The organism is Colwellia meonggei, assembly GCF_057537295.1.
The window spans coordinates 59595-81749 of the sequence record NZ_BAAJLZ010000002.1 but is presented as its reverse complement, the minus strand read 5'-3'; the positions used below and the strand labels follow the sequence as shown (position 1 = coordinate 81749).

The 22155-nt window shown below is 38.5% G+C and carries 23 protein-coding genes and 1 riboswitch; of the genes, 15 read left to right on the top strand and 8 right to left on the bottom strand.

What is annotated here, in order from left to right; genetic code table 11:
- Positions 1 to 8: 8 nt before the first annotated feature.
- A complete protein-coding gene (gene arsJ, locus AC27E9_RS06535; protein WP_487128458.1) occupies positions 9 to 1229 on the top strand; it encodes an organoarsenical effux MFS transporter ArsJ in 1221 nt (406 codons plus the stop codon).
- Here arsJ and AC27E9_RS06530 read toward each other — a convergent pair.
- Positions 1226 to 1876, bottom strand: a complete 651-nt coding sequence (locus tag AC27E9_RS06530) for a sulfotransferase (RefSeq protein ID WP_487128457.1) — start codon at positions 1874 to 1876, stop codon at positions 1226 to 1228. The genes arsJ and AC27E9_RS06530 overlap by 4 nt on opposite strands.
- A 236-nt stretch (positions 1877 to 2112) precedes the next feature.
- On the opposite strand from AC27E9_RS06530, the gene AC27E9_RS06525 reads away from it, so the two are divergent.
- The 6 genes from AC27E9_RS06525 (at position 2113) to AC27E9_RS06500 (ending at position 7379) form a co-directional block, all read left to right on the top strand.
- Positions 2113 to 2889 carry a DUF3450 domain-containing protein gene (locus tag AC27E9_RS06525; protein ID WP_487128455.1) on the top strand — a complete coding sequence of 259 codons (777 nt, stop codon included), beginning with the start codon at positions 2113 to 2115 and terminating at the stop codon, positions 2887 to 2889.
- A gap of 105 nt (positions 2890 to 2994) precedes the next feature.
- Positions 2995 to 4329, top strand: a complete 1335-nt coding sequence (locus tag AC27E9_RS06520) for a MotA/TolQ/ExbB proton channel family protein (RefSeq protein ID WP_487129173.1) — start codon at positions 2995 to 2997, stop codon at positions 4327 to 4329.
- A 3-nt stretch (positions 4330 to 4332) separates the two neighbouring features.
- A complete protein-coding gene (locus AC27E9_RS06515; RefSeq protein WP_487128454.1) occupies positions 4333 to 4860 on the top strand; it encodes a MotA/TolQ/ExbB proton channel family protein in 528 nt (175 codons plus the stop codon).
- Between the two features lie 60 nt (positions 4861 to 4920).
- Entirely contained in the window at positions 4921 to 5334 is a 414-nt protein-coding gene (locus tag AC27E9_RS06510; RefSeq protein ID WP_487128452.1) for an ExbD/TolR family protein, read from the top strand.
- Between the two features lie 59 nt (positions 5335 to 5393).
- Positions 5394 to 6017, top strand: a complete 624-nt coding sequence (locus tag AC27E9_RS06505) for an energy transducer TonB (RefSeq protein ID WP_487129171.1) — start codon at positions 5394 to 5396, stop codon at positions 6015 to 6017.
- Positions 6018 to 6059: 42 nt separating this feature from the next.
- Positions 6060 to 7379: a tetratricopeptide repeat protein gene (locus tag AC27E9_RS06500; RefSeq protein ID WP_487128451.1), complete on the top strand. Its 1320-nt coding sequence runs from the start codon at positions 6060 to 6062 to the stop codon at positions 7377 to 7379.
- Positions 7380 to 7466: 87 nt separating this feature from the next.
- On the opposite strand, the gene can is transcribed toward AC27E9_RS06500, so the two are convergent.
- Complete coding sequence (gene can, locus AC27E9_RS06495; protein ID WP_487079828.1) at positions 7467 to 8066, bottom strand: carbonate dehydratase; 600 nt, start codon at positions 8064 to 8066, stop codon at positions 7467 to 7469.
- Between the two features lie 181 nt (positions 8067 to 8247).
- On the opposite strand from can, the gene ppiC reads away from it, so the two are divergent.
- On the top strand, positions 8248 to 8526 hold the full coding sequence (ppiC, locus tag AC27E9_RS06490) for a peptidylprolyl isomerase PpiC (protein ID WP_487128449.1): 279 nt from the start codon (positions 8248 to 8250) through the stop codon (positions 8524 to 8526).
- A 27-nt stretch (positions 8527 to 8553) separates the two neighbouring features.
- Here the strand turns inward: ppiC and AC27E9_RS06485 are convergent, their stop codons facing one another.
- Positions 8554 to 8721: a DUF2897 family protein gene (locus AC27E9_RS06485; RefSeq protein WP_487128447.1), complete on the bottom strand. Its 168-nt coding sequence runs from the start codon at positions 8719 to 8721 to the stop codon at positions 8554 to 8556.
- Positions 8722 to 8912: 191 nt separating this feature from the next.
- Here AC27E9_RS06485 and AC27E9_RS06480 point away from each other — a divergent pair, with 191 nt between their 5' ends.
- The 7 genes from AC27E9_RS06480 to AC27E9_RS06450 all read left to right on the top strand — a co-directional run bounded on the left by AC27E9_RS06480 (position 8913) and on the right by AC27E9_RS06450 (position 15785).
- A complete protein-coding gene (locus tag AC27E9_RS06480; protein ID WP_487128445.1) occupies positions 8913 to 10079 on the top strand; it encodes a methyl-accepting chemotaxis protein in 1167 nt (388 codons plus the stop codon).
- 612 nt (positions 10080 to 10691) lie between these two features.
- A complete protein-coding gene (locus tag AC27E9_RS06475; protein ID WP_487128443.1) occupies positions 10692 to 11552 on the top strand; it encodes a MipA/OmpV family protein in 861 nt (286 codons plus the stop codon).
- A 12-nt stretch (positions 11553 to 11564) separates the two neighbouring features.
- Positions 11565 to 12029, top strand: a complete 465-nt coding sequence (locus AC27E9_RS06470) for a DUF3019 domain-containing protein (RefSeq protein ID WP_487128441.1) — start codon at positions 11565 to 11567, stop codon at positions 12027 to 12029.
- Complete coding sequence (locus AC27E9_RS06465; protein ID WP_487128440.1) at positions 12014 to 12772, top strand: response regulator; 759 nt, start codon at positions 12014 to 12016, stop codon at positions 12770 to 12772. Before AC27E9_RS06470 ends, AC27E9_RS06465 begins: the two co-directional genes overlap by 16 nt.
- 3 nt (positions 12773 to 12775) lie before the next feature.
- Complete coding sequence (locus AC27E9_RS06460) at positions 12776 to 14050, top strand: ATP-binding protein (RefSeq protein ID WP_487128438.1); 1275 nt, start codon at positions 12776 to 12778, stop codon at positions 14048 to 14050.
- Between the two features lie 115 nt (positions 14051 to 14165).
- Entirely contained in the window at positions 14166 to 15341 is a 1176-nt protein-coding gene (locus AC27E9_RS06455; RefSeq protein ID WP_487128436.1) for a serine hydrolase domain-containing protein, read from the top strand.
- Positions 15342 to 15515: 174 nt separating this feature from the next.
- Positions 15516 to 15785 (top strand): hypothetical protein, encoded by a 270-nt coding sequence (locus tag AC27E9_RS06450; protein ID WP_487128435.1) that lies wholly within the window; start codon positions 15516 to 15518, stop codon positions 15783 to 15785.
- Between the two features lie 170 nt (positions 15786 to 15955).
- On the opposite strand, the gene AC27E9_RS06445 is transcribed toward AC27E9_RS06450, so the two are convergent.
- From AC27E9_RS06445 to AC27E9_RS06425, 5 genes are all read right to left on the bottom strand, one after another.
- Positions 15956 to 16819, bottom strand: a complete 864-nt coding sequence (locus AC27E9_RS06445; RefSeq protein ID WP_487128434.1) for a cobalamin-binding protein — start codon at positions 16817 to 16819, stop codon at positions 15956 to 15958.
- Between the two features lie 94 nt (positions 16820 to 16913).
- Positions 16914 to 17519, bottom strand: coding sequence for a cob(I)yrinic acid a,c-diamide adenosyltransferase (cobO, locus tag AC27E9_RS06440; RefSeq protein WP_487128432.1), 606 nt, complete (start codon positions 17517 to 17519; stop codon positions 16914 to 16916).
- A 5-nt stretch (positions 17520 to 17524) separates the two neighbouring features.
- Positions 17525 to 18532, bottom strand: coding sequence for a FecCD family ABC transporter permease (locus tag AC27E9_RS06435; RefSeq protein WP_487128431.1), 1008 nt, complete (start codon positions 18530 to 18532; stop codon positions 17525 to 17527).
- Positions 18529 to 19368 carry an ABC transporter ATP-binding protein gene (locus AC27E9_RS06430; RefSeq protein ID WP_487128429.1) on the bottom strand — a complete coding sequence of 280 codons (840 nt, stop codon included), beginning with the start codon at positions 19366 to 19368 and terminating at the stop codon, positions 18529 to 18531. Before AC27E9_RS06430 ends, AC27E9_RS06435 begins: the two co-directional genes overlap by 4 nt.
- A 234-nt stretch (positions 19369 to 19602) precedes the next feature.
- Positions 19603 to 19732: riboswitch (cobalamin riboswitch) on the bottom strand.
- Between the two features lie 178 nt (positions 19733 to 19910).
- Positions 19911 to 21977, bottom strand: coding sequence for a M13 family metallopeptidase (locus AC27E9_RS06425; RefSeq protein WP_487128427.1), 2067 nt, complete (start codon positions 21975 to 21977; stop codon positions 19911 to 19913).
- Positions 21978 to 22155: the final 178 nt, after the last annotated feature.

Sequence of the window (22155 nt, the reverse complement as noted above, 5' to 3'; positions counted from 1 at the left end):
ATAGATGCATGAAAATACTAAGTGGGCTATCAGAGCAAGTTAAACAATACCTCATTATAACGGGTAATTACTGGGCGTTTACCTTAACTGATGGCGCTTTGCGAATGCTAGTGGTGTTGTACTTTCATCAGCTCGGTTATAGCCCTATTAGCATTGCGATGTTGTTTCTCTTTTATGAGATTTTTGGTGTTGTTACTAATTTAGTTGGCGGCTGGCTAGGGGCTCGATTAGGCCTTAACAAAACCATGAATATTGGCTTAGCCATTCAAATTATTGCGCTAGCTATGTTACTGGCGCCAAGTGGTTTTCTTACCGTTGCCTATGTCATGGTTGCACAGGCATTATCTGGTATTGCCAAGGACCTTAATAAAATGAGCGCCAAAAGCTCAATTAAATTACTGGTGAGCGATGGTGAAAGCGGCAAGTTGTATAAGTGGATTGCAATACTGACGGGCTCAAAAAATACCTTAAAGGGCATTGGTTTTTTCCTAGGAGGGTTGCTACTAACTTTATTAGGTTTTACTGGCGCTATTGTTGTAATGACTGGAATGCTTGTTATTGTTTGGCTATTTAGCCTTATCAAGTTAAAACAAGATTTAGGTAAAGCGAAAAACAAACCTAAATTTAAGGAGATATTTTCTAAAAGCCGTGCGATAAATTTACTCTCAGCAGCTAGGTTATTTTTATTTGCCGCCAGAGATGTGTGGTTTGTGGTCGCTTTACCGGTGTTTTTGGCTGCTGAGTTTGGTTGGCAGCATAGTTGGGTCGGCGGCTTTATTGCCGCTTGGATAATACTTTACGGTTTTATTCAAACTATTGCGCCAAAAATAACTGCAAAGTTTTCTGACCAAGTGCCTAATGGTATTGATGCCGCAAAATGGGGCACCTTATTAGCATTTGTACCAGGCGTGATGGCAATTGCGTTTGTTAATGAAATTGATGCATTTTGGGTGATTATTGTTGGCTTAATGGTTTTTGCTGTGTTGTTTGCTGTTAACTCATCGTTACATAGCTTTTTAATAGTCGATATGGCCGGTAAAGGCGGCGTTTCGCTAGATGTTGGTTTTTACTATATGGCCAATGCCTGCGGTAGATTACTTGGCACTGTACTCTCTGGCTGGATGTTTCAAGTTTATGGTTTAGTAGCATGCTTAGTGGTATCTGCGATATTTATTGCATTAGCCGTTATTTTTGCTGCCATGATCCCAAAAACAGTGCAAATTGATTAGCCTTGCTTGAGATAAGGCAACATAGTCACTCGGCCTTTATTGGTCGAGTCGATTTTTAAATTACTTTTTATATCTTTCCAAGCGGTAACTTTACCGCCAACATTTAGCTTTTCAAATGAATTTATTGTTAAGCCATCTTCTTTAAGTTTTAAGAAGTGAGTCAACTGCTCAAAGCTGTTGCTCGCACTAATATCAATTGATAAAAAATCTTCTTTGCGATGTTGAAAATAATGTTGTGCTTGCGCGAAGTGCTGCTGATAACAATTTGTTAAAAACGTAAAGCTGTTAATGTTTTCGAGTGAATAGGGCGCGAATGTAGCTAAATAGCAGCGTTTGATAATAGGGTTAAAGCCGCCATCGTCTCGCGCTAAATTGGTATGCATACGCAATAGTAGTTGTTGAATTGACGGCAGCCATTTATCTAGCGAACGCTCTAAATAAATAAATTTAGCATTCGGGTAGGCGTAGTCTAAATGCTGATAATCACAAAAAATTGGTGTGTCAGCTATTACTTCTGCAACTTCAAACGTTTTGTCAGTATAGGCGGTATGAGCAACTTTATAACCTAAGTTAAGCATTGCTGAACAAACACTGGTGGTGCCTGTTCGGGGTAGTCCTATAATGAAAATTTTGTTTTCGCTCGCCATAGTCTTTTCGTTGGTTAATTTGTAATAACAGTTTTGAACGGCGGCTATTTTGCCTCAATTCGTTCGCCAGCGTAAGAAAAATGTCATTTATCTGTCATTTAATAAACCTGCAACATTAGTGAAACCAGATTGTCATATTGAACCATTAAAATTTTTGCCAAGTGATTAAGTTGTTGAACAATTGCATATGCAATACGGCACTTAATAATTCTCGCTTCTAAAAGGTTTTATGGAAAATGAAACAAAATACATTACCTAAACGTATGCAAATTGCACTTATCGCCGCAGCGATAGCTATGCCTACGTTAGCACAAGACAGTCAACTTAACGATGTTGTTGCTGCTGGACAAAAAATTAACCAATCAGCCAACAAGTCACAACAAAAAGTGGACACAATTAACAGCAATATTCTAACTAAATTACAACAATTCAAAACTGTTAATAAAGAGCTTGATGGCTTAAATGTTTATAACAAACAAATGAATAAGCAAATTGATAATCAGCTGGCTGAATTAGCGCAGCTCGATATTTCTATGGAACAAGTCAGCATTATTGAACGCCAAATTTCACCGTTAATGGCGAGAATGATCAGTACGTTAGAAAAGTTTGTTACCTTAGATATGCCTTTTTTACCTAGCGAGCGTAGCCATCGCCTCGATGGCTTAAAAGCAATGTTAGATCGTGCTGATATTGCGGTATCTGAAAAGTTTCGCCGTGTTCTAGAGGCATACCAAGTTGAAGTCGATTATGGTCGCACAATTGAAGCATATACTGGTTTATTGACCGTTGATGGCGTTGAGCGTGACGTTGATTTCCTACGCATAGGTCGCGTTAGTTTTGTTTACCAAACCCGCGATGGTCAGCAGTTAGGCATGTGGCAACAGTCTTCACAGTCGTGGCAGCCTTTGTCTGGTGAATACCGTTTACCTATTAATAAAGCATTACGTATTGCTCGTAAGCAGCTTGCCCCCGATTTAATAACTGTGCCTGTCGCGCAAAACTCAGCAGAATAGGGAAGAATAATGATGATTTCTTTCAACAAAATAGCTTTAAAGTCATTAAAAGCAACTAAAAAATTATCAGCGCTTTCAATCGCTAGTGTTGCTCTGTCGTCGTTAATGACAGTGACTACTGTATCAGCACAACAAGCCGGTAACCTAGATGAATTATTATCGCGCCTAGAAAGCGGACAAATAGCTCAAACGAAACAAAATCAAGCGCGTGAAAAAGAGTTTACTTTAAAAGTAAACGAACAAAGCCGTTTACTTGAACAAGCGAAAAAAACACGTGATCAAGCCATTAATACCAGTACTAGTTTAGAAACTCAGTTTCAAGACAATGAAGTGAAACTAGCAAATAAAACTGACGCGTTATCGCGTCGTATGGGTGAATTAAAAGAACTATTTGGTGTGTTACAGCAAGTCGCCGGTGATACCAAAAGTAAGTTTCAAACCTCGGTAGTTTCAGCACAAATAGCTAACCGTGGCGAATTTTTAGATGAGTTAGCACAAAGCATGGGCTCTTCATCAAAACTTGCTTCTATTGAAGAAATTGAACGCTTATGGTTTGAATTACAACGTGAAATGACTGAAAGCGGCAAGGTACATAACTTTACACGTGATGTTGTTATGGCTAATGGTGAGAAGCAACTAACACAAGTTACCCGTGTTGGTGGCTTTAACTTGATTGCAAACGGTAAATACCTTGAATACATAGATGAAACTGGCTCTGTAGCTGAATTAATTCGTCAACCGTCTGCTCGTTATTTAGATAGCGCACAAGCGTTAAGTTCGACGTCGAATCAAGCGGTGCCATTTGCACTTGACCCAACTGGTGGTTCAATTCTTGGATTATTAGTTCAAGCACCTGATACGCAAGAACGTGTCGAGCAAGGTGGTCCAGTAGGTTATGTCATTCTAGCTATTGGCTTAATCGGTTTACTCATTGCCCTTGAACGTTTTGTAACTTTGTTCTTAATTGGCGGAAAAGTTAATCGTCAGCTGAAAAGTGATACTGCCAATGCTGATAATCCATTAGGCCGCGTCATGCTTGTTAAAGAGCAAAATCCGAATGCTGATACGGAAACTTTAGAACTTAAGTTATCTGAATCAATTCTGCGAGAAGTCCCTAAGTTATCAAGCCGACTAACCTTGATAAAAATTATCTCGGTCGTGGCACCACTTATTGGCTTACTTGGTACCGTAACCGGCATGATCAATACGTTCCAAGCTATCACATTATTTGGTACAGGCGACCCGAAATTAATGGCAGGTGGCATTTCACAAGCACTAGTTACCACTGTCTTAGGGCTAGTTGTAGCAATACCTATGGTATTTATCTTTACCTTATTACATACCCGCAGCCGTTCGATTATTAACCTACTGCAGCAACAAAGCGCCGGTATTATTGCTGAACGAGCTGAGTGGACAAAGAGCAGTGAGCAAGGAGCATAAACCATGATTTGGTTTATCGAATTGATGAATACCATCGGTGAATTTATGGATACCGGTGGTCAGGTTCTTACGGTTATTGCGGTTGTTATTGCGGTGATGTGGTTGTTGATATTTGAGCGTCTTATCTTTGTTTTTTGGGGATATCGCCGAATTAAGAAACAGCTAAAACACAACTGGCATAGCCGCACTGAACAGCATTCTTGGTATGCAGAGCAAATACGATGTGCACTTGTTGCGCGTGGCAGCGCTATGTTAAGCACTAACTTATCGCTTATCCAAAGCCTAGTCGTGTTGTGCCCATTGTTGGGCTTACTGGGGACGGTAACTGGCATGATTGAAGTATTTGATGTTATGGCAATTTCAGGCAGTGGTAATGCCCGTTCAATGGCTTCTGGTGTCTCGCGTGCAACCATACCAACAATGGCTGGCATGGTTGGTTCGTTGTCAGGTGTTTTTGCGGCAACTTGGTTACAGCGTAATGCTAAGCGTGAAACTGAGTTACTAGAAGATGCTATGGAAGTTAATCATTAAATCATTGGCTACTACGGCCTTAATAAGCCGAAATGAACATACTTTTAAAAGAGAAAAATTATGCGTTCGCAATTAAATAAAATGCTACAAGAGCAGGAAGAAAGCGATGAGATCAATATGACACCTATGTTAGATGTTGTATTTATTCTTTTGATATTTTTTATCGTAACCGCGTCGTTTGTTAAGGAGGCCGGTATTGAAGTTAACCGCCCTGAGGCTGCCACAGCAGTAAAAAAAGAGCGTGCCAATATCTTGGTAGCTATTAGTGATAAAGGTGAAATTTGGATCAATAAACGCCGTATTGATGTGCGCGCAGTACAAGCAAATATTGAACGACTAAAAGCAGAAAATCCACAAGGCACTGTGGTTATTCAAGCCGATAAAAAGGCGACAACAGATGTCTTGATTAAGGTAATGGACTCTGCTCGAGCTGCTGGCGTTTATGATGTTTCAATTGCTGCGCAAGAGGCATAATTATGGCAGATGTACAGATGACGAATGTACAAGCGGCGAACGCAATTAATGCACCTTCGATGCTTTTGAAAACCGGTAGCCGATACCTTATTGGCTTAGCACTAGCCGTTGTTACAACCTTAGGTTTACTTTGGGGAATGCAAGCATTAATTGCTGGTGGCAATGATGTTATGTCTGAGCCGCCACGTGGCAACGTACTTGATTTTATTCGCCTTAAAAAAGAACAGCAAGTCGTTAAGAAAGAACGTAAACCGCAAAAACCAGCTAAACCTAAAACACCGCCACCGCCTATGGTGCAACCGCAAATGGCACAAGCAAACCCTAATGCTCAAGCGATTAGCAGTAGTTTTTCGGCTGATGTTGCACTCGATGGTGGTTTAAGTGGCGGACTAAGTCTGGAAAGTGGCGATGGTGATTACTTACCTATTGTTAAAGTAGCACCTATTTACCCACGCCGAGCACAAGCACGTGGTATAGAAGGTTTTGTCATTGTTGAGTTTACCGTAACTAAAACTGGGGCAGTACGAGATGCCGTGGTTGTACACGCAGAGCCAGAAAATATTTTTAACCGAGCAGCACTAGATGCAGCGTTGAAGTTTAAATATAAACCTCGAGTGGTTGATGGCGTTGCCATGGAAGTGGCAGGTGTTCAAAACAAAATATCCTTTGCCATAGATGGTTAAAGAAAGGCAATAAACTAAATATAACAAAGAGGAGAGCAGATCATGTTAATGAAAAAATTAGCTGTACCTTTATTGAGTGTGAGCTTAGTGTGTGGCTTGGCAGCTACCAATATAGTTTATGGAAAAACGGCAGATAACTCAGCTAACACTGATGAACCAAAACTGGCTAAAAAGCGCACGGCAAAAAAAGTACCAGCAATGCGTAACCGTGTATACAGCCAATTGGCGCGAGCGCAAAAGCTGGCAGATGAAGGCGTTAAAATTGCAGGTTTTGACGTGTTAGATGAAGTTAAAGAACGCATAGATGGGTTAAATAGTTACGAACGCGCCATGTTATGGAATTTCTATGCTTTTATGTTTTATGGTAATGACGATATCGCGTCGGCTATTGAACATTTTGAGTTAGTGATTAAGGAAGATGCTATTCCTGACTCTTTATATTTATCAACAGTGTATTCGTTAGCACAATTATCAATGCAACAGCAAGATTACCAACAAGCCTTGGTGTATTTACAACAGTGGCAAGCGAATAACAGTAAAGCACTAACTGCGCAGCAGCATGTGATGTTTGCGCAAATTTACTATCAAGACAAACAGTTTAATAAAGTTATTCCACAAGTTGAGCAAGCAATTGCGTTAGCAAAACAAAACAATACGGCAGTTAAAGAAAACTGGTTAATTTTACAACGAGCAAGCTACTACGAACTTAAACAACCTGAGAAAGTTGTTGAGGTTATTGAACAACTGGTGCGCCTTTTTGATAAACCTGAATATTGGTTACAACTAGCTGGTATGTACGGTGAAATTGGCGAAGAAGAAAAGCAATTGGCTGTTATGGAAGCGTCATGGCAAGCAGGGCATATCAGTAAATCGAGTGATGTGATGACCTTAGCGCAACTTTATCGCTTTCACCAAGTACCTTTTAAAGCGGCCGTGTTGTTGGAGCAAGCCATAGCCAAAGGAACTGTGGTTGCTAGTGAAAAAAGTCTTGAAGCCTTAGCGCAAGCCTATGTTGCCGCTAAAGAAGATGAAAAAGCATTACCTGTACTTACCAAAGCTTCTGAAATTGCAGATTCAGGCAAGTTTGATGTGCAACTTGCGCAAGCCTATTTAAATTTAGAGCGCTGGCAAGAGGCCATTAAAGCGGCGAACAGTGCGTTACTTCGTGGTAACATTAGCCGTGAAGGCGATATGCATTTAGTAATAGGTATGGCGCAGTTTAACTTGGAAGAATTTGAAGAAGCGTTGCTTGCCTTTACACAAGCACAAAAAATTGCAAAATCGGCAAAAACCGCAAAGCAATGGTTTCATCATGTTGAACGTGAACAAGGCCAACGTGAGCGTTTAGCTATGCTAAATTAATAGACTGAAACGCTTGATAAAAAAGGCTTAACTGCAACAGTTAAGCCTTTTTGTTTTATTAACATTCAAAAATAAGGTTAGAAGGAACTAGTTACTTTCTACTGATACTTCTAAGTCTTTTAAAATACCGTCATGCAAATTGTAAACGAAACCATGCACAGTGATATCTTGCTCAGCAGCCCAAGCTCTCTTTAAAATGGTGGTATTACAAACGTTAGCAACTTGCTCAATTACGTTTAACTCACACAATAGCTTGAGTTTTTCTTCTTTATCTTCAACAGCGTCTAAGCGTTCTTTATGAAAACGGTAAACGTCTTTAATGTGATGCAACCAGTTATCGATTAAACCATGGCTTTTATCATCAAGTGAGGCGATAACGCCACCACAACCGTAATGCCCACAAACTATAACGTGCTTCACCTTTAATACTTCTACGGCGAATTGAATAACGGACAAACAGTTAAGGTCTGTATGAATAACTTGGTTGGCAATATTGCGATGAACAAAAACTTCACCCGGTTGCATACCTAATAATTCATTAGCCGGCACACGCGAATCTGAGCAACCAATCCATAAGTACTCTGGAGTTTGTTGTTCTGATAGGTTTTTAAAGAAGTTTGGATCTTCTTGTTTAATTTTGTCAGACCATTGCTGATTGTTATCAAATAAATGCTGTATTGAGCTCATGAGAAAACCAATAAGGAAAATATATTGTGATTTTAAGTTGTTGTGCTAACAAGTAAAGTAAAAACTGGTCTTAGCTTTACTAAATCGTATTAAAGCTAAGTAAGTTTTGTTATTAATAATTAGTCAATTTGGGATCAAGTTTCGGTATAATGGCAACATTGAATTTAGTAAGGAGAAAAGCATGGCAACTGCATGTGCGCGTCATATCTTAGTAAAAAATGAAAAACTGGCGCATGAGCTAAAAGCCAAAATAGCCAAAGGTGCTGATTTTGGACAACTGGCAAAGAAAAACTCAACTTGTCCATCAGCAAAAAAAGGTGGTGATTTAGGTGAATTTAAGCGCGGACAAATGGTAAAAGCCTTTGACGACGTTGTATTTAAGAAAGCGGTACTAGAAGTACATGGGCCAATAAAAACCAAGTTTGGCTTTCATCTTATTCAAACTATTTACCGTAACTAAGGCTCTCCAGCGTTTAGTCTTTAAAGACTATTTTAATTCTTGGTCTTTTTTTTCTTGCTCTGCAGAACGTTCATTAACTTTTCGCTGTTGTTCTTCGCTAAGCTCAAATTTACTTGCTGATTGTTTCAACAGCAAAATGCCGCCAATTACCGAGCCAACTGCAACAATAATAATGATAATTGTTGTAAGTGTCATTGTTTAACCTCACTACTATGTTACTGAAGGAATTATTGAATAAAGCACTATTTCAAATTGATTGTAAAAACAGATAGTAAAATAACACAATAGCATGTAATTTATTTGTAAATATTGCATGACTCATAGGTAAGTATTAATTTTGGCCTATAAGCGATAATCATAACTATAATCACGTAATTGGAAAAAAAATGTCTAACCGCCTTAGTTTCAAGCTTTTAATCCCAAGTCTTTTAATTGCTCTCATCGCTTTAATTATTATGATGACAATGGGGGAGAGCCTTTCTTATACCGCAACTATAATCATTGTATTGGCGATGATAGTAATACAAGCGGTTGTTAATTATTTTTACGCAGAAAAAAAGCTTAGTCAGCGTCTTGATGAGCTACAAAAGTATGTTGAACAAGTCGCTAGTGTTGATGAAGCGCCAACAAGGCTTGTTCGGGATGAAAATAATGATGATCTTGCTAATGTTGTAAACAAGCTTTCAGCTTTTATCGCGAATTTAGCCGATGTTATTACAGAAATTCGCAGTGAATCAGAGAGTTTAAAGCAAGGTTCTGCTTCACTTGCCGATCAAATGTCAGATTCTGTTAATGCTGTAAATCAATCAGCTGGCCAAATTGAACAAATGGCGAGTTCAATTGACCAAGTGGCGTTAACTTCGACCACACTCTCTGAAAGTGCTAGCCAAGTTAGTGATACGACTAATCAGGTGTTAGCTATTTTAGAGCAGGGCACGAACGCATCAAATACTAGCCAGCACACCATTGAAGACTTTGCTAATGAAGTTACGGCAATGGCGTCTGACTTAGCACTATTGCAAGAGGAGTCATCTCGCATTGGCTCGGTATTAGAAGTGATTCGTGGTATTGCCGACCAAACTAACCTTTTAGCGCTTAACGCCGCTATTGAGGCAGCGCGCGCAGGTGAACAGGGGCGAGGTTTTGCCGTGGTAGCAGATGAAGTGCGTGCTTTAGCACATCGCACACAAGAAGCGACCGTTGAAATTAATGCGATGGTAGAAGGGTTGCAAGAAAAATCAACTAATGCTGTTAACGCAATTAGCCGCGGACAAAGTCTGTCGCAAGATAGCCTTGCTCATTCAGAGCAAGTAGTTGATGCATTGCAGCAAATTGGTCAAGTATTTACTGAGGTTGATACCTTAACTTCACAAATTGCACAGGGCACAACTGAACAGCAGCACTCAACCGCATCAATAAACGATAATATGTCGATGGTGGTTGATTTAAGCCGAGAGTTAAATACAGGCTTATCATCTGTTGCTGAACTGGCAGAAATGCAACAACATACGGCCGCTGAAGTTGATACTACGTTAAATAGAATTTGCGTTTAGCTCGTTTAAAGTTAAATAGATAATAAAAAGGTTCGCGATGCGAACCTTTTTTGTAGCCGATAAAGTTAAGATATTATGTTGCTAATTTTATTAGAGTGAATAGTTAAATCAGTCGCATTAACACGTTATAACGTTTACTTGGTGTATTTTAAAACTTCAAATTGATATTTATCATTAAGTGTAAATTATGGCTCGAAAGCAAACTTTGGTAAATTAGTTATAAAAACAAAACTGTGTGTTATGAAATATTTATATAACCTATATACATCAACTACTAGGACACTGCGACAGTAGTGTTAATTTATCGGGTTATTGCATCGGAAACTTTAACATTGTCAGCATATTAAGTATTAATCGGCTTGATAATTTAATGTAAATAACGTTCAATAGCCGCCTTTCTATTTGGAGTATAGCAATAATTCAGTGTTCATTTTTTCAATCTTGATTGGCTGGCTGTTTGTTAAATACTCTCACATTAAAATAGCAGCAGTATCAAACCTAATAACAATTTTAACTAATGCTACATTTTGTTACAGATGATGGATCTTGTTACGTCAATTTCTTAAATACAAAGAGATAATAAAGTGGATTTTAGCAACGCAGAAACAATTTATGATTAACCTTAAAATAACCAAAGCAATTTTCCCTCGTTTGTCATTACTAGCAACGATCTTTTCAGGCGTTATGATTTCAAGTAATTGTTATTCAAACGATATTAGCCATAACGTACGGAGTAATATCCAACAAGAGAGTGATTCTGAAAATTATCTTGAAATGGGCATCATGCACCGTGTAACTGATGAATCAACTTTTATAGGGAGAAGTCATTATTCCAATACAAGCTTCTTTGTGAATGGCAGCTATAGCTGGAATGGCTTATTTGTTGAGTCTTATAGTGAAAGCGGGCATGGCGTTGTCTTTGGCTATGATGTCTTTAGTAATAATGACTGGTCGTTAGACATCATAGCAACTACCGATTGGGGCAAAGCTAGCTTTGAAAATAATGGTCGATATAATGATGATAGTGCACTTACCGTTGGTGCGCGATTATCTGGATATTTGGGTAATAACACTTTGCAGTTTGCCATTAACCAAGATGCAACTGGGGATCATAATGGTACGACTATCTCAGCTCTAATCGGACGAAGTTGGCAATTTAGAAACTGGAATTTTCATGGCATTATTGGAGCCGAGTATGCTTCTGCAAAGTTAAATCATTTTTACGCTGGTGTTTCCAAAGAGCAGGCCGAATATTTAACCAATTCAGGTAAGGAGTTTAGTGCTTATAATGCCGGCGCTAGCGTTCATTTCAGTACTGAGCTAGGCGTAACTTACCCTATATCAGAGGACTGGGTTTTTAGGGCAACTGCGCGTGCGGTAACTAGGCCAAGTGAAATTACCGACAGTCCCAGGTATCCCAATATGGACTCATTAGCAACTTCCTTTCGCACTAGCATTAGCTATGTATTTTAGGGGGAGGTGATAATGTTCATTTTAAATAATAAAAAACAAGTTAATAAAGTCACCAAGCTATATATCGTAATTTTACTGGGAATTTTCAGCGCAGTTATTCCAACGATGGCTAATGCTACTGAGAGCTTGGATAAGACTGTAATAAATGGTACCGAGCAATTAGCGCAACTAAAAGTAACCCCTAAACCTTGCGTGGCCTTACGCAAAGGACAAAAATGCTTTCTAGAAGTTACTTTTAATTGGCAGCACCCAACGCCTAGCAATTATTGTTTAGTTAATGCAACAACAAACAAAACAATGAAATGCTGGCAACAACAAAATAAAGGTGAATTCAGTTTTGATTTTCAATCTACGTTAAGTAATGATTTTGTTTTACGCCAAGCTGAGTCGACTATTGATTTAGCTCGAACAAAAATAGCAGTTGCTTGGGTATATAAATCTTCTAAACGTGCGAAATCAACATGGAGAATATTTTGACCGAATCTGTTATCAACACAGCTGATAAAACTAAACATATTATGCTGGTGGAAGATGATATGTCCCTTGCTGAGTGGTTTGCTGATTATCTTAGTGAGCAGGGCTATATTGTAACTTTAGCTAATCGCGGCGATGTTGCCATTGAAATGATAGAGACAGATAAGCCTGACTTGGTGATATTAGACATAATGTTGCCAATAAAAGATGGCTTTGCAGTATGTAAGGAAATACGTCCTTTTTATCATGGTCCAGTGTTAATGATGACGGCTAGAGATCACGAAACTGACGAGGTGTTGGGGTTAGAGTTAGGTGCGGATGATTATGTTGTTAAACCGGTAAAACCAAGAGTTTTATTATCAAGGATTAATGCACTTTTTCGTCGTGTTAATTCACAACCAAGCTCTTCTATGCCCTCGATTGAATCAGATGCTAATAAAATCATTTATGGCCAATTTTCACTTGATGGTAATTCTCGAAGCACTACTTTAGGTGGCGAAAAAGTGGCTATTTCCTCGAATGAGTTTGACGTGCTTTGGCAGCTTGCACAGTCAGCGGACCAAGTTGTTAGTCGAAAGGATTTAGTTACTCAGCGTAGAGGTATAGATTACGATGGCTTTGATCGCTCAATAGATATTCTGGTATCAAGAATTCGCAAAAAGCTTGGCGATGATGCTAGCAACCCTTATAGAATAAAAACGGTTTGGGGTAAAGGCTACCTGTTTGTTAAAGATGCTTGGAATTAGTTAATGCCTAAACTAACCTTATCGCTGCTATTAGTTATATTCGTTGCTGTGATCGGCATAGGCGGGTTGCTCGATAATTTTTTCAATCAATATCAATCACAACAAGTTGATGAAATTGACGAATTATCTTCATATCGTTTGCTAGGAAAGTCATTAGCGGCAACGTTAGATAAGCAAGAAACGGCGCAAAAATTCATAGCTGATTGGCAGCAACAATTTGAACTTGAAGTAACCCTAACGCAATTTGAAGACCTTTTTCTGCCTGACTCATTACAACAGTCCTTTACTGCAGGTGAACCAGTAGTATTTGAAACGAATGACAATATTTCACTGCATTTTCTACTACCATTACAACAAAAAGTGCTGACTTTAAGTGTTCCCCCTATTAAGCAAAAGCATACTGATAGTTCGTTACCGTTAATATTAACCGGTATCTTCTATTTCGGTATTTTATTAGTTGTGCTTGTTTGGCTGTACCCTTTGATAAAGCAATTAAGGCAATTAAGGAAAACCACTAAAGCTTTTGGAGAAGGGCAACTGCAAAAAAGAATAGTCACAAGTTCAGCGTCATATATTAACGATATTGAAGTAGAGTTTAACCATATGGCTCAACGAATAGAGGCTTTAATAAGTGATAATAAGTTGCTAAGTGATGCGGTAGCCCACGATTTACGAACGCCATTGGCAAGATTACGTTTTGGTATTGAGGTTTTGCAGGAAACGGATAGTCCAGAAACTAGGGCAAAGTATCAGCATCACCTTTCTCGTGATATTGATGAAATGGAACGGTTAGTGAATATTTTACTGAGTTATGCGCGAATCGAACAGTCAATGATGGCAACTGAGCAGCAGAGTGTCGACCTCAATGAACTGACCAGTCAATGTGTTGGAATGGTAGCTGATGATGGAAAGGTTATTCATTGGTGTGCTGATGGTGATGCTACAGTTGTTGGTGATGTAAATTATCTCAGCATGTTAATTAACAATTTACTCAGTAATGCACAACAGTACGCTGATAAAGAGATTGCCATTAAAATTGAGCGTAGCAATTCACAGCTTCAATTTATTATTAGTGATGATGGCCCTGGTATTCCAGAAGAAAAACGTAATGAATTGTTAAAACCTTTTGTCCGTGGCGATCAAGCGCATGAAAAACCAGGATATGGCATGGGCTTGGCTATTGTGGCGAGAATTGCTCAATTACACCAAGCCACACTTACTATTGGCGATGCAGATGAGCTCGGTGGAGCGCAGTTTTGTCTCGGTTTTAAATACTAGAGCATGGTTTGCTATGACAATTGCTACACTTTGTTACAGATGATGGAACTTGTTACGTCTTAATGTCATTTAATTTCTTACGATAGTCTTAATTCGACCAGTATAGGAAATAACAATGACAGCAAATATCTGCACTACTTTTAGACAACTAAGCAAATTTAAACTAGCCGCTATCGCTACTGCAATGGCACTAACTCTATCTGCTTGTGGCGGTAGTTCATCATCAGGAAGTAATTCAACACCTTCTGCAACAACTCCTACTGTTAGTGTTGATTATCAAAAGGTCATTGACGAAACTGTAACAGAGACAATTCCAGGGATAATATTGTTAGTCGAAAGCCCTGAACAGCGTTTTTTAGGCAGCGCTGGCGTTGAAAATATTGCCAGCCAAAACCCGATGCAGGTATATCATACAATGCCGACAGCGAGTGCTGGTAAAGCTATGATTGGTTTATTAGTAGCAATGTTAGCGGATGAAAAGCTATTAAATTTAGATGATACTCTCGATACATGGTTGTCGAATGACACTCTAAGTCAAATCCCAAACAGTAATGAAATGACTTTACGTCAATTGTTGAATCACACGAGTGGCATTTATAATTACACCGAAAATGACGATTATTTTGATTTTCTAATTGCAGAGCCTAGTAAAGCTAAAACTGATGCAGATTTCCTTATTTTTGCTTTGAATCAGCCCGCTAGTTTTAAACCGGGTGAAGGTAGAGAATATTCAAACACTGGTTATCTTTTGGCTGGTTTAATTATGGATCAAATATTAGGCGAGCATCACTCAGTAGCATTGAGAGAGCGTATTTTGAACCCATTAGGTATGAATACAACGTATTATATTGGGATGGAAAAAGACCGAGGTGACTTTATTTCTGGTTACCATCAGTTTGATGATCATGACACGGTATACCAAACTAAGTCATATCTGGAAAATGTAAGTGAAGCAAGTTCGCCGGTGGTATCGAATGTTGAAGATATGGCTTTATTTCTGAAAAGTGTCGTCACAGAACAAAGCTTTATCAGTGATACGATAAGAAGTGAATTTTATGGCTCTTTACCTAACGATAGCAATGGTATTTACGGCCTTGGAATTAACGTAGATCCTCTTGGAAGTAACACCGCTTACTATCATTCAGGAAAAGACTATGGTTACCACACTCAAAATATCTATTTTAAAGAAAAAGATCTCAGTATTACGGCCTTTATGAACTGCAGTACGGCGCCTATTTGTGAGAAAACTATGGATGGTTTAATTAGTAAAGTTATAGCTAACGAGCTTTAATCACGATAGATACGACAACACTAGCAAGTAAGGTTGGGCGAAACTTATAGCCTTATATTGTTAGCGAGTTATTTAGATATAAAACTAAGTGAAATTATTTTATCAGTCGATTATTGCTTAGTTACTTAATGTTAGTGTTGTTTTACCTCTAATTTTAATAGGGATGATATTTTAATGAAATTTACGATTTTGATGCTGGTTAGTGTATTCCTTTTAAGTGGCTGTGTTGCATTACCGACAAAGGACCATTCATATGTTAATAAATGTGAAATATCTAGCGATAGGAAAGTGCTAAAAGTTGTTGATGCTGCGAAAGGCAGTAATTCTTTTTACTCTATAAGTGGTGTGATTTTGCTACCGATAACAACTGTTATATCAGGTATATATGTTGGGATTAATAATACCTATCATTTGGGAGAGGAAAAGTTAGTTTGTGGGGGGTAAAACGTAATGAGTCGAGTTTAACGTTAAAGGTTTAACTACTCTTATAATATGTGCTTTGGCAAGTTATTCAATGAAGGAATGTATATTGAATAGCTTAAAACGGTAGATATTGTGCATTGAATATTATCAATGCACGGTTTATCAATTTAAGTTATCGCCTATACTTGTTGCTATTTTTTCTGATAGTAGTTACGACTTTTTTCTGCTTGTTCACATAAGTCGGTAAGGGCATTTAAGCTGCGGGTTGTCATGCGATGTACTACATCAGCATCGAGTTTGATAATTTGCTGGTGCTTTACCGCTGGTATTATTGGCCATTTCTCCCATGGGTAACCCTCTCTATCAACTTGGTTTTCAGATAAAGGTTGAATAATAATATCAACATTGGTTTGTAATATTTGTTCAATATTAACTTGCGGGTATTTAGCATCTGCCAAATAAAAAGGGTTACTAATACTACAGATATCTAAAAACTGTTGAGGCCAGCTACCTTTAGCGATAGTTGTTATTGGCCTTGACCAAACCTCGTAAAAACCTTGTAGTGTCGGCTTTTGCTGATATTGTTCTTTAATTATTGATAAGTCGTTAAGAAACTTAGTAGCGACATCAATTCCTTGCTGTTTATGGCCTGAAAGCTCTCCGAATAAACGTAGCTCTTTGGCAACATCATCAAAAGTATATGGTTGTGAATAAACTACGTTGAAGCCCAACTGCTTGATGCGGGCTAAGTCATCACTTGGGTTGCCACTTTTCCAAGCAATAATTAGATCGGGTTGCAATTCAATAACACGCTCAAGTTGAATACGTAAAGAACTGCCTATTCTTGGAATTGTCTTCGCATCTTCTGGGTAATCTGCATGCTCGGTAGTGGCAATAATTTGCTCGCCAGCGCCAACATCAAAGAGCATTTCAACAATATGAGGTGCTAACGCTATGATGCGAGGTTTAGATATATTGTTATTAGCACTTTGCTCAGCGCTTGTAGCTGCTGTTATACAGGCGAGTACAACAAGTAATAAGGTGCGAAATTTCATTGCTATTCCATATTTTAAAAAATTAGATGTTAAGCCAATCAAATACTGTTTAGTTGCATTTGACTGGCTTTGTTGAATGGCTAACGTGAGAAATTTACCAGTCAATGCCTTTTTGCGCTTTAATGCCGTTATCAAACGCATGCTTTGTTGGTTGTACTTCACTTACTGTGTCAGCTAATTCGATTATGCTTCTATGGCATGCACGGCCAGTAATAATCACATGTTGCATAGCAGGGCGGTTAACAATGGCTTCAATCACTTCATCTAAGTCTAAATATTTGTATGACACCATGTAAGTTAACTCATCAAGTAGTACCACATCGACCGTTTCATCTTTAAGTAAACGTTTTGCTTCTGTCCATACTTTTGTTGCGGCGGCAATATCTTTTGATTTGTCTTGAGTATTCCATGTAAATCCTGTCGCCATGACATGAAATTCAACACCATTTTTTTCAAGTAAGTTACGTTCGCCACACTCCCAGTCACCTTTGATGAATTGTAATGCTGCGGCTTTATAACCATGGCCCACTGCGCGTGTCACCGTTCCAAAACCTGAAGTAGATTTACCTTTACCATTTCCGGTAATTACAATTAATAGGCCTCGATCTTCTTGAGCAGCGTCGATTCGCGCATCTACTTTTTCCTTAATACGTTGCATACGCTCTTGGTGTTTTTGATTTTTGTCTGCTTCTGTTGTCATATTAATTATCCTGATTTGCGAGTGCGATACATGATCGCTAAAAAGAAAATACTACCAATGGCGGAAGTGATAATTCCAATGGGAATTTCAACATTACTTAGTGCACTACGTGCAATAACATCGACCCAAATTAAAAAACAACCACCAACTAATGCTGAGCCAATAATAAGCGGCATAGTTGTTACGCCAACGAGTTGCCTAACGATATGTGGGATCATTAATCCAACAAAGCCTATGCCACCACAATAGGCAACAATAGTCGCGGTAACCGCCGCACATAAAGCTAATAATATAAGTCTTAATTTATCAACATTTACCCCTAAACTTGCAGCGCTTTCATCGCCTAGCAAAAGTGCATCAATATGTCGATGTAAGGCAAAAATCGAGATCAAAGTGATTAATACCATGGCGCTGATTAAGTAAAAGTGGAACATTTCAACGCGTGTTAAACTGCCCATTAACCAAAATATAACGCGATTGGTAGCGAAAGGATCACCAAGATAAAGAATGAAATGACTTATAGAGCCCAACATAAATGACACAGCCACGCCCGTTAATAATAAATGGTTCATATTACGTAATAACGTGGCAATGCCAAAGACGATAATGACCGAGAATAGTGCTCCTAAAAATGCAGCAAGCGGTAATGCTAACATTTGCTCATCAGTAAGTACTAAGGTTGCAATGGTTGCACCAAGCCCCGCACCAGAAATAATACCGAATAGGTAAGGGTCAGCAAGAGGATTTCGAGTCACATTTTGCAAAATAGCGCCAGCACATGCTAGACCCATTCCTGCGACTAAACCGACAAGTACTCGAGGAATACGAATTTGCCAAATAACCATGTCATGCATTGGTGTAGAACATTCATTTATTACACATCGAGCAATATCTAAGCTTGTTATTTGTGCGGGACCAAAGGTCATTGCTGTGATTATTGAAAATAATGTTAATGCCAATAAGCAAGTGAATACCCAAGCACTTTTAGCTTTTATTAAGTAGAAAAGCTTCATTGCTGAACCTCTGTTGATTCATCTACATTAGTTTTTGGGTAAAAGTGAACTCTAGCAAAGGTGTTTGAATTGGTAGGTTGCTCGCTGCTAGTATGGGTTAGTTGATCAACATTATCGCGATAGCAAGGTAAGCCAAATACTTCAGAGAGTGTTTCGGGGTTTAATGCTTCATCAACATTTTTATCGCTAACTAGCTTACCTTTATTCAGTAACAGTAAACGAGTGCAATACTGTGCTGCAAGGTTAAGATCGTGAATGGTCATAATTACAGTAATATTAAGGGCTTTGACCAGTTGTAATATCTGGTGCTGATAAAAGATATCTAAATGATTTGTTGGTTCGTCCAAGACTAATATTTTTGCTTTTTGCACTAAGGCTTTAGCAATGAGTACCCGTTGTTGTTCACCACCTGAAAGGGTATTAAAAAATTTATTTTGGCTGGCTGATAAACCTACTTTTTCTAACGCGAGCATGATTTCTTTTTTATCAAGATCTGTGTCATTCGCAAATAATGACTTGTAAGGTAATAAGCCCATACGGACTACATCGTAAACTTTAAGCTCAAATATTGGTGGCGATTTTTGTACAACTAAAGCAAAAGTTTGTGCAAGTTCATGGGGCTTGTAGTGACGTATGTTTTTATTCTTTAATTTTATTGTGCCTTGCCAGTTTTTCGTTTGATTAAGTAAACACTTAAGTAATGAGGTTTTGCCAGCACCGTTTGGGCCAATAATGCCAATAATATCTCCTTGACCAAGGGTAAATGAAATATCATTTAAAATAGTTTGTTTTTCAACCGACCAAGACACTGATGCCAGTGTTAATAACTGTGTCATAACAATTAACTTAGTGTTTAAAGAACTGCCATGCGGCAATACTTAATTGGTGATAGCAATAAAAAGTGTCGGTAGTTCGGTTCATTTTGTGCAGCATTACCTTTTTCAAACGGTTAATTTGAATGTACTAATTGTAATAATCTAATTGTGCAGAAAGGGCAAGTACAAGCACCACATAAGCTTTTGTGGATAAGTAACTTTCGTGTATTCCCGCACGGCGTTAAACTATTAGGTTATTTGATAATAATGATACTAGGTGTCCTGACTTATAACTTTTAGAAGTTATCTACAGTTGCGGGTACAGTCACGGACTTTAACCGTGTTCCCTATTAATTAACCTAACAACAAAATGATTGCTAATCTTGCTAAGTTAAATATATCAATCTAGTGCTGATTTTACGGTTAACAGTGGCGCTTTACAATGAAAACTCTTGGCTAAGGCAGTTTAAAGACAAATTACACTAAATAAAAAAAGGAGCCGAAGCTCCTTTTATTTTTCATGGTTTGAAATAGTTATTATTAGCGAATAGCTATTATCTTTGCTACCAAATTTTTACACGTTTTTCCGGTGCAATGTACATAGCGTCACCTTCTTTTACGTCAAATGCTTCGTAGAATTCAGGCATATTTGATAACGAACCTAAAGCACGAAACTCACCTGGTGAATGCGGGTCAGTTGCTACGCGGTTACGTAATGATTTTTCAACCATTTTTACGCGCCAAACTTGTGCATAACCCATAAAGAAACGTTGGTCGCCAGTTAAGCCATCAATAACTTCTGCTTCTTTACCATTTAATGATGCTTTGTAAGCTTTATAAGCAATAGTAACACCTGATAAATCGCCGATGTTCTCACCTAAAGTTAATTTACCATTAACGTGTAGATCATCGAATACAGCGTAGTTATCATATTGTGCAACTAAGTCATCAGTACGAACTTTAAACGCTGCTAAGTCTTGCTCTGTCCACCAGTTACGTAAGTTTCCGTCACCATCGTATTTACTACCTTGGTCGTCGAAACCGTGGCCCATTTCATGACCGATAACGGCGCCAATACCACCGTAGTTAACGGCGTCGTCTGCATTTAAGTTAAAAAATGGTGGTTGTAAAATAGCGGCAGGGAATACAATCTCATTTTTAGTTGGGTTGTAGTAAGCGTTAACCGTTTGTGGTGTCATGCCCCATTCTTGACGATCAATCGGGCCGCCAAGTTTATCAACTTGTTTTTGATGTGAAACCATACCAGAACGCATTTTATTGCCGACTAAGTCGTCACCTTTGATCACGAGCTTAGAGTAGTCTTCCCATTTGTTCGGGTAGCCAATTTTAGGGTCGAAGCTAGCTAATTTTACATGTGCAGCTTTTTTCGTTGCATCAGACATCCATTCTAATTCGTCAATACTTGCGCCGTATGCACCGCGTAAGTTCTCAACAAGTTGGGTCATGCGTGTTTTTGCTTCAGGCTTAAAATGACGACCAACGTATACTTTACCAATAACCTCGCCTAAATTACTGTTTACTACAGAAACACCACGTTTCCACATTGGACGTTGCTCTTTACGACCACTTAATTGTTTTGAGTAAAAATCAAAATTTTCATCATCTAATGCGGTAGTTAATGAACTTGCAAAGTTACTAAGCGTGTGGAACGTTAAGTATGTTTTCCAGTCATCTAAAGAGGTGTCTGCAAACGTTTCACCAAAACCTTTTACGAATGAAGGTTGGTTGATAATTAGATCTTTCTGTGCACCTGCGCCTTGTGCTTCAAGATAAGCAGTCCAGTTGAAGGCGTCAGTTACAGTGTTTAAATCGCTAACGTTAAATTTGTTATAACGTTTTGTACTGTCACGTGATTCAACTTTAGTCCAATGGAAACCAGCTAGCTTTGTTTCAAGCGCCATAATTTTTTGTGCAGCGGCTTTCCCATCTTTAAGACCAGCTAAATTGAACATGTTTTCAATATGAGCAACATAGCCATCACGTAAGGCTACGAAGCGATCAGCTTCATTAAAGTAGTAATCACGATCAGGTAAGCCTAAACCACTTTGCCAAACATGCGTGGCGTAACGAGTAGAGTCTTTTGCATCTACGCTGATATAGAACGCTAGTGGGCTACCAACACCAATTTTTTGGTTAGCACCAAAAAATGTTGCTAATTCATTTTTATCTTTTAAGCCATTAATGTCATCAAGAATAGCTTGAACAGGAGCAATACCAGCAGCGTCACGCGCTTCTGTGTTCATGTACGAGCGGAATAAGTCAGCAACCTTTTGCTCGTCACTACCCATTTTTAAGTTTTCAGTAGCTGCTAGCTCTTCAATAATAGCTTTTACGTTGTCGTCTGCTTCATCACGTAAGTCGTAAAATGAGCCAATCGACGTTTTATCACCAGGAATTTCATTTGAATTTAACCAAGCACCGTTAACATAACGGTAAAAGTTATCTTGTGGGCGAACTGATAAGTCCATATTTGCTTTATCAATTCCAGAAGCTAAAGCTGTTTTTTGCATCACTGGCGCTTCAGTTACTGCTGTTGTGCTAGTGTCGTTATTACAGCCAGCGATAAACAGTAAAGATGTGCATACTGCACTTGTTATTATAGTTTTCATTTTATACTCGCAATTTAGTCATTTTATAGTTCTACGCCTTGATATTAATAATTCTCCGCTTTATTTACTAGTGAAATGAAACCTTTGTTTACATAATCTTAAGTTAGTCGCGTATTTTATAATTTACAGCCAAATAGCAAACGTGCTGATTATTGATTAATTCATTGTTAATTAAGAG

Bases quoted from the DNA above. Each gene is read 5' to 3' on its own strand.
- AC27E9_RS06515 (WP_487128454.1), top strand. From the start codon at position 4,333: ATGATTTGGTTTATCGAATTGATGAATACCATCGGTGAATTTATGGAT.
- AC27E9_RS06465 (WP_487128440.1), top strand. From the start codon at position 12,014: ATGGAGAATATTTTGACCGAATCTGTTATCAACACAGCTGATAAAACT.
- AC27E9_RS06510 (WP_487128452.1), top strand. From the start codon at position 4,921: ATGCGTTCGCAATTAAATAAAATGCTACAAGAGCAGGAAGAAAGCGAT.
- AC27E9_RS06480 (WP_487128445.1), top strand. From the start codon at position 8,913: ATGTCTAACCGCCTTAGTTTCAAGCTTTTAATCCCAAGTCTTTTAATT.
- cobO (WP_487128432.1), bottom strand. From the start codon at position 17,519: ATGACAACAGAAGCAGACAAAAATCAAAAACACCAAGAGCGTATGCAA.
- AC27E9_RS06485 (WP_487128447.1), bottom strand. From the start codon at position 8,721: ATGACACTTACAACAATTATCATTATTATTGTTGCAGTTGGCTCGGTA.
- AC27E9_RS06445 (WP_487128434.1), bottom strand. From the start codon at position 16,819: ATGAAATTTCGCACCTTATTACTTGTTGTACTCGCCTGTATAACAGCA.
- AC27E9_RS06430 (WP_487128429.1), bottom strand. From the start codon at position 19,368: ATGACACAGTTATTAACACTGGCATCAGTGTCTTGGTCGGTTGAAAAA.
- AC27E9_RS06525 (WP_487128455.1), top strand. From the start codon at position 2,113: ATGAAACAAAATACATTACCTAAACGTATGCAAATTGCACTTATCGCC.
- AC27E9_RS06425 (WP_487128427.1), bottom strand. From the start codon at position 21,977: ATGAAAACTATAATAACAAGTGCAGTATGCACATCTTTACTGTTTATC.
- AC27E9_RS06470 (WP_487128441.1), top strand. From the start codon at position 11,565: ATGTTCATTTTAAATAATAAAAAACAAGTTAATAAAGTCACCAAGCTA.
- AC27E9_RS06435 (WP_487128431.1), bottom strand. From the start codon at position 18,532: ATGAAGCTTTTCTACTTAATAAAAGCTAAAAGTGCTTGGGTATTCACT.
- AC27E9_RS06460 (WP_487128438.1), top strand. From the start codon at position 12,776: ATGCCTAAACTAACCTTATCGCTGCTATTAGTTATATTCGTTGCTGTG.
- AC27E9_RS06475 (WP_487128443.1), top strand. From the start codon at position 10,692: ATGATTAACCTTAAAATAACCAAAGCAATTTTCCCTCGTTTGTCATTA.
- AC27E9_RS06520 (WP_487129173.1), top strand. From the start codon at position 2,995: ATGACAGTGACTACTGTATCAGCACAACAAGCCGGTAACCTAGATGAA.
- arsJ (WP_487128458.1), top strand. From the start codon at position 9: ATGAAAATACTAAGTGGGCTATCAGAGCAAGTTAAACAATACCTCATT.
- AC27E9_RS06500 (WP_487128451.1), top strand. From the start codon at position 6,060: ATGTTAATGAAAAAATTAGCTGTACCTTTATTGAGTGTGAGCTTAGTG.
- AC27E9_RS06450 (WP_487128435.1), top strand. From the start codon at position 15,516: ATGAAATTTACGATTTTGATGCTGGTTAGTGTATTCCTTTTAAGTGGC.
- AC27E9_RS06455 (WP_487128436.1), top strand. From the start codon at position 14,166: ATGACAGCAAATATCTGCACTACTTTTAGACAACTAAGCAAATTTAAA.
- AC27E9_RS06505 (WP_487129171.1), top strand. From the start codon at position 5,394: ATGCTTTTGAAAACCGGTAGCCGATACCTTATTGGCTTAGCACTAGCC.
- AC27E9_RS06530 (WP_487128457.1), bottom strand. From the start codon at position 1,876: ATGGCGAGCGAAAACAAAATTTTCATTATAGGACTACCCCGAACAGGC.
- can (WP_487079828.1), bottom strand. From the start codon at position 8,066: ATGAGCTCAATACAGCATTTATTTGATAACAATCAGCAATGGTCTGAC.
- ppiC (WP_487128449.1), top strand. From the start codon at position 8,248: ATGGCAACTGCATGTGCGCGTCATATCTTAGTAAAAAATGAAAAACTG.